The 17271-nt window shown below is 55.4% G+C and carries 13 protein-coding genes; 9 read left to right on the forward strand and 4 right to left on the reverse strand.

Translation table 11 applies throughout. From position 1 onward, the window contains the following. The first annotated feature begins 2 nt into the window (after positions 1-2). On the forward strand, positions 3-635 hold the full coding sequence (locus tag IB226_RS04510; protein ID WP_192233786.1) for a DapH/DapD/GlmU-related protein: 633 nt from the start codon (positions 3-5) through the stop codon (positions 633-635). Between the two features lie 77 nt (positions 636-712). Then, positions 713-2011 carry a Fic family protein gene (locus IB226_RS04515; protein WP_192233788.1) on the forward strand — a complete coding sequence of 433 codons (1299 nt, stop codon included), beginning with the start codon at positions 713-715 and terminating at the stop codon, positions 2009-2011. Positions 2012-2069: 58 nt separating this feature from the next. On the opposite strand, the gene IB226_RS04520 is transcribed toward IB226_RS04515, so the two are convergent. The 3 genes from IB226_RS04520 to IB226_RS04530 form a co-directional block, all read right to left on the reverse strand. Further along, positions 2070-3035, reverse strand: coding sequence for a GT-D fold domain-containing glycosyltransferase (locus IB226_RS04520; protein WP_192234508.1), 966 nt, complete (start codon positions 3033-3035; stop codon positions 2070-2072). A gap of 236 nt (positions 3036-3271) precedes the next feature. Beyond that, a complete protein-coding gene (locus IB226_RS04525) occupies positions 3272-4615 on the reverse strand; it encodes an NtaA/DmoA family FMN-dependent monooxygenase (RefSeq protein WP_192233790.1) in 1344 nt (447 codons plus the stop codon). Further along, positions 4612-5541, reverse strand: a complete 930-nt coding sequence (locus IB226_RS04530; protein ID WP_192233792.1) for an ABC transporter substrate-binding protein — start codon at positions 5539-5541, stop codon at positions 4612-4614. Before IB226_RS04530 ends, IB226_RS04525 begins: the two co-directional genes overlap by 4 nt. Positions 5542-5908: 367 nt before the next feature. Between IB226_RS04530 and IB226_RS04535 the strand changes: the two genes are divergently transcribed. The 6 genes from IB226_RS04535 (at position 5909) to IB226_RS04560 (ending at position 15748) form a co-directional block, all read left to right on the forward strand. After that, on the forward strand, positions 5909-8269 hold the full coding sequence (locus IB226_RS04535) for a membrane-bound PQQ-dependent dehydrogenase, glucose/quinate/shikimate family (protein ID WP_192233794.1): 2361 nt from the start codon (positions 5909-5911) through the stop codon (positions 8267-8269). 99 nt (positions 8270-8368) lie between these two features. Beyond that, entirely contained in the window at positions 8369-9010 is a 642-nt protein-coding gene (locus tag IB226_RS04540) for a glutamate racemase (protein ID WP_192233796.1), read from the forward strand. A gap of 259 nt (positions 9011-9269) precedes the next feature. Then, positions 9270-10412 carry an efflux RND transporter periplasmic adaptor subunit gene (locus IB226_RS04545; protein WP_192233798.1) on the forward strand — a complete coding sequence of 381 codons (1143 nt, stop codon included), beginning with the start codon at positions 9270-9272 and terminating at the stop codon, positions 10410-10412. 2 nt (positions 10413-10414) lie between these two features. After that, a complete protein-coding gene (locus IB226_RS04550) occupies positions 10415-13570 on the forward strand; it encodes an efflux RND transporter permease subunit (RefSeq protein WP_192233800.1) in 3156 nt (1051 codons plus the stop codon). 1 nt (position 13571) lies between these two features. Continuing rightward, on the forward strand, positions 13572-15005 hold the full coding sequence (locus tag IB226_RS04555; RefSeq protein ID WP_192233802.1) for an efflux transporter outer membrane subunit: 1434 nt from the start codon (positions 13572-13574) through the stop codon (positions 15003-15005). 119 nt (positions 15006-15124) lie between these two features. Further along, a complete protein-coding gene (locus IB226_RS04560) occupies positions 15125-15748 on the forward strand; it encodes a TetR/AcrR family transcriptional regulator (RefSeq protein WP_225608151.1) in 624 nt (207 codons plus the stop codon). A gap of 2 nt (positions 15749-15750) precedes the next feature. On the opposite strand, the gene IB226_RS04565 is transcribed toward IB226_RS04560, so the two are convergent. Next, complete coding sequence (locus tag IB226_RS04565; protein ID WP_192233804.1) at positions 15751-16314, reverse strand: TetR/AcrR family transcriptional regulator; 564 nt, start codon at positions 16312-16314, stop codon at positions 15751-15753. Positions 16315-16518: 204 nt separating this feature from the next. Here IB226_RS04565 and IB226_RS04570 point away from each other — a divergent pair, with 204 nt between their 5' ends. Beyond that, positions 16519-17190 carry a hypothetical protein gene (locus tag IB226_RS04570; protein WP_192233806.1) on the forward strand — a complete coding sequence of 224 codons (672 nt, stop codon included), beginning with the start codon at positions 16519-16521 and terminating at the stop codon, positions 17188-17190. Positions 17191-17271 lie beyond the last annotated feature (81 nt).

Here is a 17271-nt window from a genome sequence, read left to right on the forward strand (position 1 = left end):
TTATGGCACTTGCTGCTGTGCAACCGACAAAACTGCAACACACTGTTATCGATCCCAGCGTGCGCATGCGCGAAACCCAGATTGGCGCGCAATGTGAAGTGCTGGCCGAAACCTATATTGAATACAGCGAACTGGGCGACTTCTCCTATCTGGGAGAGCATTGCTGCGTCGCCGATGCGCAAATCGGACGCTTTACCGCCATTGCCAATCATGTACGGATTGGCGCACCCAATCATCCGATGGATCGCGCCTCGCAGCACCGTTTCACCTACTGTCCGGAATACTACGATGCGCAGGCGGAACGCGATAATGGCTTCTTTGCTGACCGTCGCGCCGATCGCGTGATCATTGGCAATGATGTGTGGATTGGGCATGGCGTGATCGTACTGCCGGGCGTGGCGGTGGGTGACGGCGCGGTGCTGGGGGCCGGTGCGGTGGTGACGAAAGAGGTGCCGCCATACACCATTGTCGGTGGCGTGCCAGCCAAAGTGATCCGTGCACGTTTCGCGGCGGATATTGCCGCGCAGCTGCAGGCGATTGCCTGGTGGAACTGGCCGCTGGAGAAGCTGATGGCGAATCTGGCCGATTTCCAATCCTCCGATCTCCGCGCATTTTGCCAGCTGCACGGCAGCTAACCGCGCTGCAAGCGCCATTTGTCGTCGCAGCGAATCTCAAGTAAACTCATAATACCCTGTTTTTGAGATTGCTTGAGATGAAGCTGCGCCGCCCACCCGCTCAACTTATTGATTCGCTGAGTATCAGTGAGATTAATTCGCTCCTCGCCAGTCATGCCGAGTGGGATGAGCGCTATCTGCATTTCGATGAGTTATATCGTCGTGTCAGAGATAGTCAGACGCGTGAGAAAGTGTGGAGCGCACTGAAATTCAAGCGCCGCAGCAGCGCGCAGCACTTTGTGATCGCCGATCAAACCGTGACCTGTAATCTTACGGCCAAAATCACGGCGGCGATGTCGATGGTTGATCGTATGACCTTTGCGCGCAACGGCGAACCAACGGATGAGGACTCGGCTTCTTACCTGATGTCACAGCTGATCATGGAAGAGGCGATTTCATCCAGCCAGTTGGAAGGCGCGGCGACCACCTCGCGCGTGGCGATGGAGTTGCTGGCGGTGGGGCGTGCACCGCGCAACGAAGATGAAAGCATGATCATGGGCAACTGGCGCTTGATGCAGCACATTGCCACGCTGGGTGACGCGCCGCTGACGCGCGCCGATATTCTGGAAATTCATCACATCGCCTGCGCCGGTATTAATGATGAAAAATATCGGCCCGGCGCCGTGCGCGACAATAACGATGTGTTTGTTGCCGGGCGCGACGGCGATATTATTCATCAGCCGCCGGATTATCAGCGGCTCAATAGCCTGCTGGACGCGTTATGCGCCGAAGTTGCCTGGCTGGAGCAGCAGGGCACGCATCCTTTGCTGGTGGCCTGCGTGATACACTTTGCTATCGGCTACATTCACCCGTTCAATGATGGCAACGGGCGCACCGCGCGCGGCCTGTTTTACCATCATCTGATTCGTCACGGTTACAGCGCGTTCCGCTACATCTCCATCAGCAAGCTGTTGAAAGCCGCGGCGGTAAAGTACGGCATTTCCTATCTTTACAGCGAAACTGATGAGATGGATCTGACCTATTTCGTGCAGTTTCAGTGCGAAGTGGTGATGCGCGCGGTGACTGCCTTCACCGAGCAAATCGCCACGCTACACAAAGAGCGGGAGCGTTTAGTGACGTGGGTGGAAGAGCATATGACTTTAGCCAAAGGGGAGCTGGATATCATGGCCATCGCGCTGAATGCGCCGGGTTCATTACTCAGCTCTGCCGGGATTAAATCGCGGCTCGGCATCGCGGATAACACCGCGCGTGCGCGCCTGAAAAACCTCACCGAACAGGGATTGTTGCGTCCACTAAAGGAGGGAAAAGGAACGGTGTATCAGGCGCCTGTTTCATTGCGCAAGCTGCAGGAGTGGCTGAAAAAGCGCGAAGGGTAACAGCGTTATCGCAAGCAATCTCAAAATGCCCTATTTTTGCGATTACTTGCGATGTGGATTAGATCGGCGGATGCATTACCATCGCCGACAGCACCGCTTCCTGCGGCAACCCGACATGCAGCAAAATCTGCTGGCGATAATGCTCATCGGCGTCGCGCGCATCGTCGCTGAGTAACACGCCCACTTCATTGATGTTCTTGCCAGCCACCTGCACCTTGTCACGCGCGGCACTGCGCATCCATTCGTACTCGATATCAATGTGGCCGGTATCAATGCAGCGAATGCCATGCTGGCTGAGATCGTAAGCCAGCACCGTGGCGGTGGGGCCGAGCGACATCAGCACCATATCGTAATCGCGCGCGTGTGCCAGCACCGAGCTGTAGAGATCGTTGTAGACCGAGAAGGCGTTGCGATTGAGCGTGGTGATGCGTTTAATCTCCCGCGCGTCATCAAGCAGATCGTTACCGATGCCGAGACGCGTGCCGCTGCCTTCCACAATTAATATCTTTTTATCGCTGAACAGCTGCTTGAACTTATTAAACACGCGAACCGCCTGCTGCTTGTCCTTATAATCGTGATAGGGACGTGTAACGGAGGTGTTGCCGTAGCGGTAATCTTTCTTTAATAAGCTTTCATAATGGCGAAAATAAAATGCTTTATGAAAAAACCAGAATAGGGCCGAACCAAAACGCATATTCGCGGTGCCGCGAAAGGCATCGGGCATACATAATAAACACGGATTCTTCGGCTGACTTCCGCGCCGTAATATCTCTTTAAGGCGAATAGAGAGTCGTTCATCGAAAGATTGAAAACCGATATTCTTGAACAAGGTCATTTCCAGTTCGCCGTCGCCATAGCGGCTTACGGAGAGCTTGTGGTTGCTAAGCAGCAGGTCAATAGTCTGTTCAGGCGACATCACCTGATATTGCCGGGCTCGCGCATTGGCAACCGGAAACTTAAAAGCAGCGTGTGTGAGTTTAAAAGGAAAACGTAATTTACGATAAAAGAAATCTGCGCTAATCATCATAACCTTCTTTTTATTAGCGGCCTTGCCGCAGAGCAGTTACGTGATTTATATCACGCTTAATCCGGGATAACAGGCTGAGGAAACTCTCAAAAAGTCATTGCGGCGCAATGGCTAATCAATTTAAAAAAGATTAAATGAAGAGGGGATAAATAAAACTGTAATAAAACCGCACTTATTCGCGCTGCTATGATAATTGTTGCCAGGAATAATCGCAGCAGCGCATTAATGATTAATTAAGTTATTTCAATTGATGATGAACGGTTAAAGCGATTTTCCGGCTTTACTAAGCCTAAACGATCGCGCAGCGTGCCCGGTTGATAGTCGCTGCGGAAGACGCCCGCAGCCTGCAGGCGCGGGACAACCTGTTCGAGGAAGCAATCTTCGTTCTCGTCAATGTAGGTGGGCAGAATGACAAAACCGTCGCAGGCCTGATGCTGATACCAGTCAATCATCTGCTGCGCAATGCTATCCGCTGTGCCGGTCGGTGCCGGGAACGACAAGCTCTCGGCGTAGCGTTTCGCCATCTCGCCCAGCGTCAGGTTCTGCTCAATGGCGCTGGCGATCACATATTGAAAACGGCCTTTGCTGCCGGTGATCTTTTCACGCAGGTCAGGCACCGGCCCGTCAATGGGGTACTGCGAAAGATCGATATTCATGCTGGCCGAAACAAAGCTGAGGCCCGATTCCACGGTAATCAATGATTTCAGGTACGCCGCACGCTCCTCGGCATCGCGCTGCGTATTGCCGACAATCGGCACCATGCCGGGCAGAATGCGCAGTTGATCGGGCTGACGCTGATACTGCAGCGCACGCTGTTTCAGGGTTTGATAAAACTGCTGCGCGCGTTCCCGATTAGGTTGCACCACAAACAGCACTTCCGCCTGTTGCGCGGCCAGATCGATAAAGGCTTCCGATACGCCAGCCTGGATCACCACCGGATGACCTTGCGGCGGACGCGGCAGATTAAGCGGTCCCTGCACGTTGAAAGATTCACCCTGATGATCAAGCCTATGGAAGCGTGCCGGGTCGGCAAAGTGCGCCTGCGCTTTATCCAGAATCAGCGCGTCCTCTTCAAAGCTGTCCCACAGCGCTTTCATGACATCAATAAATTCGGCCGCGCGGCGATAGCGAGCTTCATGGCTGAAGTGCTCGCTGCGACCAAAGTTGCGCGCTTCGGCGTGGCTCAGCGAGGTAACCACGTTCCACGCTGCGCGCCCGCCGCTAATATGGTCGATGTTTGCCAGTTGACGCGCGGTGGTGTAAGGCACCGAATAGGAGGAGGAAACCGTGCCGCCGAGGCCGATGTGGTCAGTCACCGCCGCCAGCGCGGCTAATAATGTTAAGGGTTCAGACCAGCCAACCTGACGATGCTGCACGGTGTGCGCCAGATGCCCGCCGTAAACATCATCAATCGCCAGCTTGTCCGCGACAAAAATCATGTCCAGCTTCGCGTCTTCGGCGCGCTGGGCGATTTTGCGGTACAGCGGCCAGTTACTGCCGCCGGTCGCAGCTGAATCGGGATGACGCCAGCCGCCCTGATGAATGCCGGAGTCGAGGTAGAGCGCCAGATTCATCATGGTTTGGCGGTTCCGTTGGCGTTAAAGAAGGAGGCATCCACCAGTTTGTCGGCTTTTAAGCCGGGTTTGATCAGGCCGCCACGGGTGAAGGTATCAATCGCCAGTTGCTGGCGTTTCTCTACCAATGCGTAATCTTCTACCGGCGCGTTGTTTTCACGCTGTACTTTACTCAGCGCCACCGCATCTGGCAGACGCAGCAGTTTGGCGATCTCGCTGGCGTAGGCTTGTGGATGCGCCACGCCCCACGCACGTGCGCGAATCAGGCGCTCGCGGAAGTCCATGAGCTGTTCACGCTTGCTGGCGATGGCGCTATCGGTCGCCACCAGATAGTTTGAAACTGGCGAATTTTTGCCGTCGATGGCGATGCGATCGCCGGACTGCGCCACGGCAAAGGACACATAAGGTTCCCAGGTTGCCACCGCATCCACCGCGCCATTATCCAGCGCCAGCGTCGCTTCCGACGGCGTGGTGAAGACAAAATTGACGCTGTCGTCGGGCAAACCCGCTTCGTGCAGCGCATTCAGCACCATGTTTTGCCCGGCCGATCCTTTTACCGTCGCCACTTTCTTGCCTTTTAGGTCGGCGATGCTGTGCAGGGCGCTGTCCTTTTTCACCAGGATGGCATTGCCGAGATATTGCGATGCCTGAATGGCGCGGATCTGCGCGCCTGCGGCCACGGCAAACGACAGCGGACCATCGCCGACTAAGCCGGCATCCAGATGCTGGGAGTTGAGCGACTCCAGCAGCGGCGCAGCGTTGGGGAACTCATACCATTTGATTTCATACGGCACATTGTTGAGCTCGCCAGCGGCGGACATCACCGCGCGAGCATTGCCTTTTTGATCGCCGACGATCAGTGGGTTGGTGGCAGCGTGAGAAGTCACCGCGAGGAGCAACAATGAGCTGGCTAATAAAGTGATTTTCATAACGTTTCCCGGGTAAAAAGAAAACAGCGTAAGTTTTCTACTACAGCGGGCGTAGTAACAAATCTGCGCAAGGTTATGTCTCAGGCGCAAATTCCCCCAAATCGCGCATCCTCGCCATTTTTCGTTATCAAAAAATGCGAATTTTCCTCACTAATGATTAATTCTCTCAACGAAAATGAAACGTGATTTCAGTCACACATTGAACCAGGCGGTAGCTGGCAGCCATTAGCCAAACTACATTCATTAGCGGAGCTAACGACATACCTCGCAACGGGTTTTTACTAAACGGTAACGTACGTTAAAATTCTGTTGATTTTATGTGGGGTTATTTTTGAGGTTTTTCGATGAATATGGTTGAGGGATTAGCATGGTTAACAAATTAACCAGTATCGTGCTCGCGATTCTGGCGATTGCCTTGCTGTACATGGGCGGCAAGCTGTTGATGCTGGGCGGCAGCGCCTTCTATGCGCTGATGGCGGTGGGATTACTTATCACCGCAATATTACTGTTCCGCAACCAGCGCAGCGCGCTGGCGCTGTATGCGGTGCTGATGTGGATTACGCTCGCCTGGATTATCTGGGAAGTGGGCTTTGATAAATGGCAGTGGATCCCACGCGGTGACCTGTTAGGCGTTATCGGCCTGTGGCTGGCGATGCCGTGGGTGGTGAAACCGCTGTATCGCGGCGAACGCCGTTTCCACGGCTTCCTCGGCGGCACTGTGATTATCATGATCGTGGTGGTGATTGGTCTATGCTTCTACGATCCGGTTCCGCAGCAAGGCACCATCAGCAATGCCCGCGAGCAGAACAGCGAGCAGGGCGCCGCTAACGACTGGACCGCGTACGGTGGTTCGTCTGACGGCCTGCGTTTCTCGGCGCTGAATCAGATCAGCAAAGAGAACGTCAAAAACCTCGAAGTTGCATGGACCTACCACACCGGCGATCTGCGCCAGGATGCGGATGCCACCGAATACACCTTCGAAGCTACGCCGCTGAAAGCCAACGGTATGCTGTATTTCTGTACGCCGCATAACGAAGTGCATGCGCTTGATCCGGAAACCGGCGCGGTGAAGTGGAAATTTACGCCAAATAAAGACCGCTCTTACCTGCAGCAGCATCAGACCTGTCGCGGCGTAAGCTACTACGAAGAAACCCCGGTTGCCGCGCAGGATAGCGCCGCGAATCCGGCCATCTGCCGTAAACGTATCTTTAACGCCACCACTGATGCGCAGCTGATTGCGTTGGATGCCGATACCGGTAAACCGTGCGCTGATTTCGGTCAGAACGGTGTGGTTGATCTGCACGCCAACATGGGTGAAGTGCGTCCACATGCGCTGATGCAAACCGCAGCACCGCTGGTGGCGGGCAAGCTGGTGATCGTTGGCGGTTCCGTGATGGATAACGGCTTCAACAGCGGCAACCCGTCAGGCGTGATTCGTGCCTATGACGTGCAAAGCGGTCGTCTGGTGTGGAACTTTGATCCGGCCAACCCGGAAAACACCGCGCCAATTGCTGCCGGTCAAAACTACCCGCAGGACACGCCAGTGGCGTGGGGCACGTTGAGTGCTGACCTGAAAAATGGCGTAGTCTATGTGCCGTTTGGTAACGCTTCACCGGATGAAGTGGGCATTGAACGCGATCCGAACAGCAACACCGAGAAGTTCCGTGATGCGCTGGTGGCGCTGGATCTGCAAACCGGTGCGTTCAAATGGCGCTATCAGAGCTCCAACCACGATCTGTGGGACCGCGATAATCCGTCACAGCCTTCGCTGGTGGACATCGATTATCAAGGCCAGAAGCAGCCTGTGGTGATCCTGCCGACCAAAACCGGCAACCTGTTTGTGCTGAACCGTCTTACCGGCCAGCCGGTGTATCCGGTAAACCAGGTGAAGGTTTCGACTGAAGGTGGCGTAGCGGGTGAGAAATTTGCGGCGACTCAGCCGGTTTCCAGCCTGAACTTCATCCCGCAGCCGTTGACCGAGAAGTCAATGTGGGGCATTACGCCGTTTGACCAGATGTCATGCCGCATGGATTTCCGTAGCCTGCGCTATGACGGCAATCCGTGGACGCCAGCAACGGAAGGCGGTTCACTGATCTTCCCTGGCAACATTGGTGTGTTCAACTGGGGTTCTGTTGCTGTCGATCCGCAGCGTCAAATGTTGATTGCCGCGCCAGTGCGTCTGGCCTACAAGTACAACCTGATCAAACGCACCGAGCAGACCGCCACCGAGCGCCTGTTTACCAAAGATGGCACGCCATACTGGAACGAAAACTTCCACGGTGACTACGCGATCCATATCCAGCAGATGGCGTCAGGCCTCGGCATTCCCTGTGTTGCGCCGCCTTGGGGCCGCATGGTGGGCGTGGATCTGAAGACCGGTAAAACCGAATGGCTGCGCCGCGTGGGCGTCACCAAAAACCTGAAGACCAGCTTCCTGCCGGGCCGCTTCCCCATAGGCTTCCCGATGGGCATGGTGGCGCACGGTGGTCCATTGCTGACCGCAGGGGATTTGGTGTTCCACGGTGCAACTGCGGATAACTTCTTCCGCGCCTACGACAGCACCACCGGCGAGCTGCTGTGGCAGACCGAGCTGAGTGCCGGTGCGCAAGCCACGCCGTCTACCTTTATGGGTAAAGACGGTAAGCAATATGTGGTGATTGCCGCAGGCGGTCACGGTTCGCTCGGCACCCAGGCGGGTGACAGCGTTGTGGCATTCCGTTTGAAGTAATCGCAGTAAAATAGAATAAGGCGCCCGCTGTGGCGCCTTTTTTTGTTTTTGTCAGGTTATATTGAACCTCCCTAAGAGACGCCACTGATCAGGAATTCTATGACTATCGCCTGCCTGCATACCGCCGCCAGTAATATCGCTATTTTCGATGACGCCGCGCACTCATTGGGTATGAGCAACGGCGCACTGAGTCATATCGTGATGCCGCATTTGCTGGCGGAAGCGGAGCTAACCGGTGGCATGACCGCTTCGCAGCAGCAAAAGCTGGAACAGCTGTTACGCAGCCTGACGCCGTGGTTCGACGCGATTCTGATTACCTGCTCGACGCTGGGTCCGGTTGCCGATGGTTTTTGTGTTGAAGGGCATGATTGCCCGGTGTATCGCACCGATCGCATGCTGGCCGATGAGGTGCACCGTTTGCCGGGAAAATCTCTGGTGCTGTGTGCGGCGGAATCCACACTGGCGGCGACGCGCGCGCTGTTTTGCCCAGCGACGCTGCCGGTTGAACAGCATCCTGTTGTGCAGCTGATTCCTGGCGCATGGGCGGCGTTCAAAGCGGGTCATCAGGATGCGTATCTGCAAATGATTGCGCAAGCGGTGGCAGACGGGAAACAGCAGGGCGCAGATCATGTGGCGCTGGCCCAGGTTTCCATGGCGGCAGCGTCCAGGCTGTGTAGCGCCGGTAGTCAGCCATTAACCAGCCCGCAGCTGGCGTTAAAGGTGGTACGTGATTTTTCGTAGGGTGCGCATGCATGACCGCGCATCGGGTTAACGTTTACTTTCATGTAAATAATAATCATTTGCATTAATGGTTATAACTCATTATCGTTAGCAACACTTTGTAACCTATCGCGATTTAACCCCTAAAAATCCTCAATCAAAGGGGACGCTATTCTGCTGTCGCTTTTCAGGAGCGCTCTTTTCATTTTCCTGACATACGCCCACATCCGTGATTTGGTAGACTCAATATTGAGAATGAACGTTCACTACAGGATTATTCATGAAGAATTTTCAGCGCACGGCCATCGCCGGGCTGGTGTTATTGCTCGCCGCCTGTGACCAAAATAGCGCCCCGCCAGCGGGTGACATGACCACCGAAGTCGGCGTGAAAACGCTGCAAACTGAGTCGGTGACGCTCGATAGCCAACTCACCGGACGCGTGGTGGGCAGCATGGTGTCGGAAGTGCGTCCGCAGGTGGACGGTATCATCCAGAAGCGCCTGTTTACCGAAGGCGACGAAGTCAAAGCCGGTCAGGTACTGTATCAAATCGATGCAGCCAGCTATCAGGCCAGCTACGATCAGGCCGTTGCGCAGTTGAAAAATGCGCAGGCGTTAGTGAAAAGCAGCCAGTTAAAATCCGCGCGCTATAGCGCGCTGGTGAAAGAGAACGGCGTATCGCGTCAGGATGCCGACGATGCGCTGGCAACCTATCAACAGAACGTGGCGTCGGTTGATCAATATCGTGCCGCCGTCGAAAGCGCCCGTATCAACCTTAACTACACGCAAATCAAAGCACCAATTTCTGGCCGCATCGGCATCTCGTCGGTGACGCCGGGCGCGCTGGTGACCTCGGCGCAAACCACGGCGCTGGCGACCATTCGCGCGCTCGATCCGATCTATGTCGATCTAACGCAATCCAGCGTGCAACTGCTGAAACTGAAGCGTCAGCAGGCTTCCCTTCAGCAGAGCAGCGATGTGGTGCCAGTAACGGTAAAACTGGAAGACGGCAGCAATTACGATCATCCCGGCAAGCTGGAACTGACCGAAGTGGCGGTTGATGAAGCCACCGGCACCGTTACGCTGCGCGCGATCTTCCCCAATCCGCAGCATGAATTGTTGCCGGGCATGTATGTGCGCGCCAGCGTCACCAACGGTGTTAAAAACGATGCGATTCTGGCCCCGCAGCAGGGCATCACGCGTGATGCCAAGGGCAACGCCACGGCGCTGGTGGTGGATAACGAAAACAAAGTGCAAAGCCGGGAAGTGGTGACCGATCGGGTTATCGGCAACGCCTGGCTGGTGACCAGCGGTTTAAACAGCGGCGACAAGCTGATTGTCGAAGGCACCGCCAAAGTGCAGGCCGGGATGACGGTCAAAGCAGTTGAAGTGACGCCAAACAGCGCCAGCAGCGGAGGCCAGTAACTATGTTGGCTCAGTTCTTTATTCGCCGCCCGGTATTCGCCTGGGTGATCGCCATCTGCATCATGATGTTTGGCGTGCTCAGCATCAAAAGTCTGCCGATAGCGCAGTATCCCGACGTTGCACCGCCGCAGATCAGTATTCAGGCCACTTACACCGGCGCGTCGGCGGAAACGCTGGAAAGCAGCGTCACGCAGGTGATCGAGCAGCAGCTCACCGGCATCGACGGCTTGCTCTATTTCGATTCCACCAGCACCGCTTCAACCGGCCAAGTGAAAATCAACGTCACCTTCCAGCAGGGTACCGATCCGGATATTGCGCAGGTGCAGGTGCAGAACAAGGTGCAGCAGGCCGAAAGCCGCTTGCCGACGTCCGTTACCACGCAAGGCGTGACGGTGGAGAAGGCGCAAAGCGACTTCCTGCTAATTCTGGCGCTGTACGATAAAACCAACCAAAGCACCTCGGCCGATGTGGCGGACTACATGGTCAGCAACATGGAAGATACGCTGGCGCGCGTGCCGGGCGTCGGTAGCGTGCAGGTGTTTGGTGCCGAATACGCCATGCGCATCTGGCTCGATCCCGCCAAACTCGCCTCCTTTTCGCTGATGCCGTCCGATGTGACCAGCGCGCTGGAGAGCCAGAATACCCAGGTTTCCTCCGGTCAGCTGGGCGCGCAACCGGCCAGCAAAGAGCAGCAGCTGGTGGCGACCGTGCGTTCGCGTTCACGTCTGCAAACGCCGGAACAGTTCCGCAATATCGTGCTGAAAAGCCAAAGCGACGGCTCGGTGGTGCATCTGAGTGATGTGGCTCGCGTAGAAATGGGTGATGAGGATTACAGCGCCAACGTGCTGGCGAACGGTCATCCGGCTTCAGGGATCGCGGTGCAGCTGGCGTCCGGCGCCAATGCGCTTTCAACCGCCGAACAGGTGAAAGCCACTATCGACGAGTTCCGCAGCAGCATGCCGCCGGGCTATGAAGTGGCGTATCCGCTCGACAGCACCGACTTCGTGAAAATCTCGATTGAAGAGGTGGTGAAAACCCTGATCGAGGCGGTGATTCTGGTGGTGATCGTGATGTTCGTGTTTCTGCAGAATATCCGCACCACGCTGATTCCGGCGATTGCCGTGCCGGTGGTGCTGCTGGGAACCTTTGGCGTGCTGTCACTGTTCGGGTACTCGATCAACACCTTAACCATGTTCGGCATGGTGCTCGCCATCGGGCTGTTAGTGGATGACGCAATCGTGGTGGTGGAGAACGTCGAGCGTGTGATGCGCGAAGAGGGTTTGCCGCCGCGTCAGGCCACTGAAAAATCGATGAAAGAGATCACCGGCGCGCTGATTGGTATCGCGCTGGTGCTGTCGGCGGTGTTTCTGCCGATGACCTTCTTTAGCGGCTCAACCGGCGTTATCTATCGTCAGTTCTCCATCACCATTGTGTCATCGATGGTGCTGTCGGTGATCGTGGCGTTAACGTTGACGCCGGCATTGTGCGCCACGCTGCTCAAACCGCACAACGAAGAAGGCGGTCAAAAGGGCTTTTTCGGCTGGTTCAATCGCAGTTACGAGCGCGTGCAGGCGCGTTATCACAACGGCGTGGGTCATGTGCTGCACAGTTCGGTGCGCTATCTGCTGCTCTACGCGGTGCTGCTGATCGGTTGCGCGGTGCTGTATATGCGTTTGCCGACCGGCTTCCTGCCGACTGAGGATCAGGGCTATATCATGGTGCAATACCAGCTGGCACCGGGCGCGACGGAAAACCGCACCAGCGCGGTTCGTCGTCAGGTGCAGGAATACTTCGCCACCAAAGAAAAAGACAACGTCAACGTCAGCATGCTGGTGAATGGCTTCAGTTTTGCCGGCAGCGGCCAGAACGCCGGGATTGGCTTTATCTCGCTGAAGAACTGGAGCGAGCGTAAAGGTGCTGAAAACAGTGCCGATGCCATTGCCGCGCGTGCAATGGCCAATCTTGCCAGCATTCGTGATGCGCAGATCTTCGTGCTGTCGCCGCCGTCGGTGTCCGGTTTAGGGCAGTCAGACGGATTCACCTTTGAGCTGCAGGCGCGTGGTGCCACCGGGCGCGATCAGCTACTGCAAATGCGCAATCAGCTGATTGCTGAAGCCAATCAGGATCCGCTGCTCAGCGCGGTGCGTGCCAACACCTTGCCGGATTTGCCGCAGCTGCAAGTCAATATCGACGATGAAAAAGCGCAGTCGCTGGGTCTCACCATCAGCGACATCAACGACACGCTCAGTGCGGCGATTGGCGGCAGCTACATCAACGACTTCACCGATCGTGGCCGCGTGAAGAAGGTTTACATGCAGGGCGATCAGCAGTTCCGCAGCAAGCCGGAAGATATCGATCGCTGGTACGTGCGCGGCAGCGATAGCAACAGCAATACCACCATGGTGCCGTTTGCGTCGTTTGCCTCCTCAGAGTGGGCGTACGGCCCGGATGTGCTGTCTCGCTATAACGGCCTCGCGTCCTACGAAATCGAAGGTTCGGCGGCGGCCGGCAAGAGTTCCGGGGATGCGATCAGCGCGATGGAAAAACTGGCGGCGAAGTTGCCGGCGGGCACCACCTTTGCGTGGAGCGGCTTGTCCTATCAGGAAAAACTCTCCGGCAACCAGGCGATGTCGCTGTATGGCATCTCGCTGATTGTGGTGTTTCTGTGCCTGGCGGCGTTGTATGAAAGCTGGTCGGTGCCGTTCTCGGTGATGATGGTGGTGCCGCTGGGGGTGATCGGCTCGCTGCTGGCGATCAGCCTGCGCGGGCTGGAAAACGACGTCTACTTCCAGGTGGCGCTGTTAACCATCATTGGCTTGTCAGCGAAGAACGCGATTCTGATCGTTGAGTTCGCCGAAGACAATTACCGTAAAGGGGAAAGCCTGGTGAAGGCGGCGACGCACGCGGCATCGATGCGCCTGCGGCCCATCATTATGACTTCGCTGGCATTTACCGCTGGCGTATTGCCACTGGCGATTTCCACCGGCGCGGGCGCCAACAGCCGTATTGCGATTGGTACCGGTATTATTGGCGGCACGCTGACCGCTACCTTGCTGGCGATCTTCTTTGTACCGCTGTTCTTTGTTCTGGTGCGTCGCGTGTTCCCGGCGATACCGCATGACGATAATCATGCATCTGTGCCCAAGGCGGGGGAATAACATGTCGGCAAAACTCTTAATGGTATTGGTTCCCGCGCTGCTGTCGGGTTGTGTGTCGCTCGATCCGCACTATGAGCGCCCGCAAGGCGCGGTCAGCAGCCAGATGCCGAGCGGTGAAGCCTATCGTTCATTGCAAGGCACACCAGCCAGCAACTACCGCGACCTAAGCTGGCAGGATTATGTGCTCGACGCCCAACTGCGCCAGGTGGTGGCGATGGCGCTGGATAGCAGCCGCGACTTGCGTGAAGCGGTGGCCAGCGTTAAATCCGCGCATGCGCAATACGGTGAAGAGCGCGCCAATCTGTTCCCGGCTATTAGCGCCGGCGTGAGCGGCACGCGTTCGCGCGCGTTAACCGGCGAAGGCAATCAAACCGCCATCAGCAACAGCTATTCGGCAGAAGGCAGCGTCAGTTCGTTTGAACTCGATCTGTTTGGCAAAAACCAGAGCCTGACGCGCGAGCAGTATGAAACCTATCTCGGCACGCTGCAGGGCGCACGCAGCACGCGCCTGACGGTGTTGTACAACACCGTGGATTACTGGCTGCAGCTCGCCGCCGACCGCAGCAATCTGGCGATTGCTAAAGAGACCGCCGAGAGCGCGCGACAATCGTGGCAGGTGACGCGAAAGCAGATGGAAAATGGTATCGCCTCAATGGTGGATGTCTCGTCTGCGGAAACCACCTATCAATCCGCGCAGGCCGATGTCGCCAGCTACAGCACGCTGGTGGCGCAGGATAAAAACGCGCTGGATTTGGTGGTGGGCCGCAGCGTGCCGGATAACCTGCTGCCTGACAGCATTGAATCGATAGGTAACGCACTGCGCGAGGTGCCTGCGGGCGTCTCATCGGATGCCTTGCTGAATCGCCCTGATGTGTTGCAAGCCGAGCATAATCTCAAGTCGGCCAACGCCAGTATCGGCGCGGCGCGTGCCAACTTCTTCCCGAGCATTACGCTGACGGGCAGCGGCGGCGTCGGCAGTAGCGATCTGTCGACGCTGTTTAAAAACGGGGCGGGCATTTGGTCATTTGCGCCGAGCATTTCGCTGCCGATTTTCCAGGGCGGCTACAACGTCTCTTACCTGAAATACACCAAAGCACAGAAGGAGTATTACGTAGCGGCGTATGAGAAAGCGGTGCAAACCGTCTTCCAGGAAGTGGCGGATGCGCTGGCGCGTCGTGGCACCATCAACGATCAGCTCAGCAGTCAGCAGCGTAATGTAGCGGCATCGCAAACCTATTATCATCTGGCGGATCTGCGCTACCGCAACGGCGTTGATAGCTACCTCAATGCGTTAACCGCGCAGCGCACGCTGTACAGTGCCCGAACCAATCTGGTGAGTACGCAGCAAGCCTATTACCTGAATTTGATCACCTTCTATAAAGTGATGGGTGGCGGCACGGCGTTGAAAGAATCTGAAATAATGAGCGCGCAATAATTGCACTTTTCGTAGCGGCGCGATTTATCGCGCAATAAATTGCGTCGCTACATGGCCTGCGTGCGGGGAAGCAAGAATTGGAAACATTGTCTGGGTTTCTCACCGGAAACGCATCACGTATGATGACGGGAATAAACGCTAAATTCTTTTTCGGAGCCAATGTGAGTCACTCTGAACATGACGATTTTCTCTTACAGCGTCAGCAGCAGGTGATTTCTGCGGCGAAAGTCTGTTTTAGTCGCTCCGGATTTCATGGCGCCAGCATGGCGGATATTAGCCGTGAATCTGCGTTAGGGGCAGGGCAAATATATCGTTACTTTAGCAGTAAAGAGCTTATTGTGATGGAAACAATAAAAAGCATCGCGCAGAACTGGCGCCTGTTTTTAATACAACACTTGCCCGCACAACAATCGACCCAGGATATTATCAACGCGGATTCGCCATTCTGGCATCATTGGCCGAGTCAGGACCGGAAATTATTACTGGAAATGTATTCTGAGGCGTCGCGTAATGAATCGGTGCGTACCATTCTGGCCCAGCAGGAGCAATTATTACTTGCTGAGTTAGCGGCTATTTTTCGCGCGCAACAACCTGATATCGATCCAACACAGCGCGCCAATCGCATTCAATTTTTATTGCTGCTGGTCGATGGCGTCGCCTGTCGCGCCTTCGGCGATAGCGACCTGGACCAACGTGAAATGCAGCGGGTTAACGGCGTTCTCAGCCAGCATCTGTTCGGCTGAATTTACATCGCACCGTGCGGATAGACATCATTCACCACCGCATTGAAAAACGGCATAAAGCCCGGCGCCATATCGCGCTGCTTCATGCAGCGGCGAATAATAATGCCGTCAATAATCAGCGACATCACATATAAGCGGGTGTGAATGGCATTGGCATCCTGCTCGGGGTGCAGCGCCTGCTCCTGAGCAATAAAATTATTTTTAAGCTCATGCCAGGCATCGAGCATAATTTGTTGGATGCGATTATTACGCGTGGCTTCAGATGACACTTCCATCAGCAGAATAATACTGTTTTCCACTGCCGCCGACACAATATCTTCCGCTTCGTGATAATGTCCTTTCATATGCGCGATACGTTCAAAGTCTGCATTGAGTAGCGTGATCATCCGCTGCACTACATTGGTGACTAATGCCTCAATGATCGCCTCTTTGTTTTTATAGTATTTATAAATTAAACCAATGCTGACGTCGGCCTGGTTGGCAATATTCTGAATCGATGTCTGGTGAAAGCCTTTCAGCCGCATGCATTGCTCGGCGGCGGCCAGGATCTGTTCGCTTCGGTTCATGATTATTACACTCGCAGAATAAAGCGGCTATTTTACGCAATTAAAGCTGTACTGGCGATGAATAAAAACATTAACCCGACCTGATTATTTCGGCGCTTTAGCGTTGTTCAGTTTTTTTGATTTAAGCGAGCAGTTTTGCCTGCTATTCATGATTTTTCAGACCTCTATGATGGTGGACAGAAAAAATCATTAAGGAATAACATCATGAACATCCTGCGCGCCCAACGCGATCAGCTGTTTGAATATGGTCCTTTCACCATTCGCCGTCAGCGTCCCGGTGAAGCGTTTGGACCGCTGGCGATTGTCGACCAAATGACGCTGCAACTGGATGCCACTATCCCGCTGAATTCTCATCAGGATAGCGAGATTTTCAGCTACGTTTGGCGCGGTTCGCTGCTGCACAGCACCGAGCAGGGTGAAACGCACTCCCTTAACGCCAAACGCGCGCTGCTGCTGAGTACCGGTAGCGGCATGCGCTTTGCTCAGTCTGCGCCTTTTATCGAAACCGAGATGTTGCAGGCCACCATCATTCCAGCGCAAACCGGCGGTGAGCCGCAGGTCAATACCTTTACCCGCGCGGACGGTGCGGCAGTAAACGCATGGACGTTACTGGCAGGGCCGCACGGCAGCGAGGCGCCGCTGGCGCTGAATCAGGCGGTATACATTTATGACCTGAAACTGGAGCGCGGCAAACAGGTGGATGTGCCACAGCGTGCAGGCTTTTCCAGCTGGATTACCGTGCTGGACGGCATTGTGCGTATGGATAATGAACGGTTGCACAAAGGCGATTCCGTGAGCGATAACAAGGCTTTGCCAGGGTTGATGGGCGAGCGGGATGCAACGCTGATTGCGTTTCTGGTGCAGAAAAGCCTGTAGAGCCGCCATTCATGGGCACCTAACCCTTCCTCCATATAACATCGTGTTATCATCTGCGGATAAAACACCGGAGGAGGGTAA

This window comes from Pantoea sp. PNT03, assembly GCF_014852515.1.
In the GTDB taxonomy this organism is placed as follows: domain Bacteria; phylum Pseudomonadota; class Gammaproteobacteria; order Enterobacterales; family Enterobacteriaceae; genus Pantoea; species Pantoea leporis.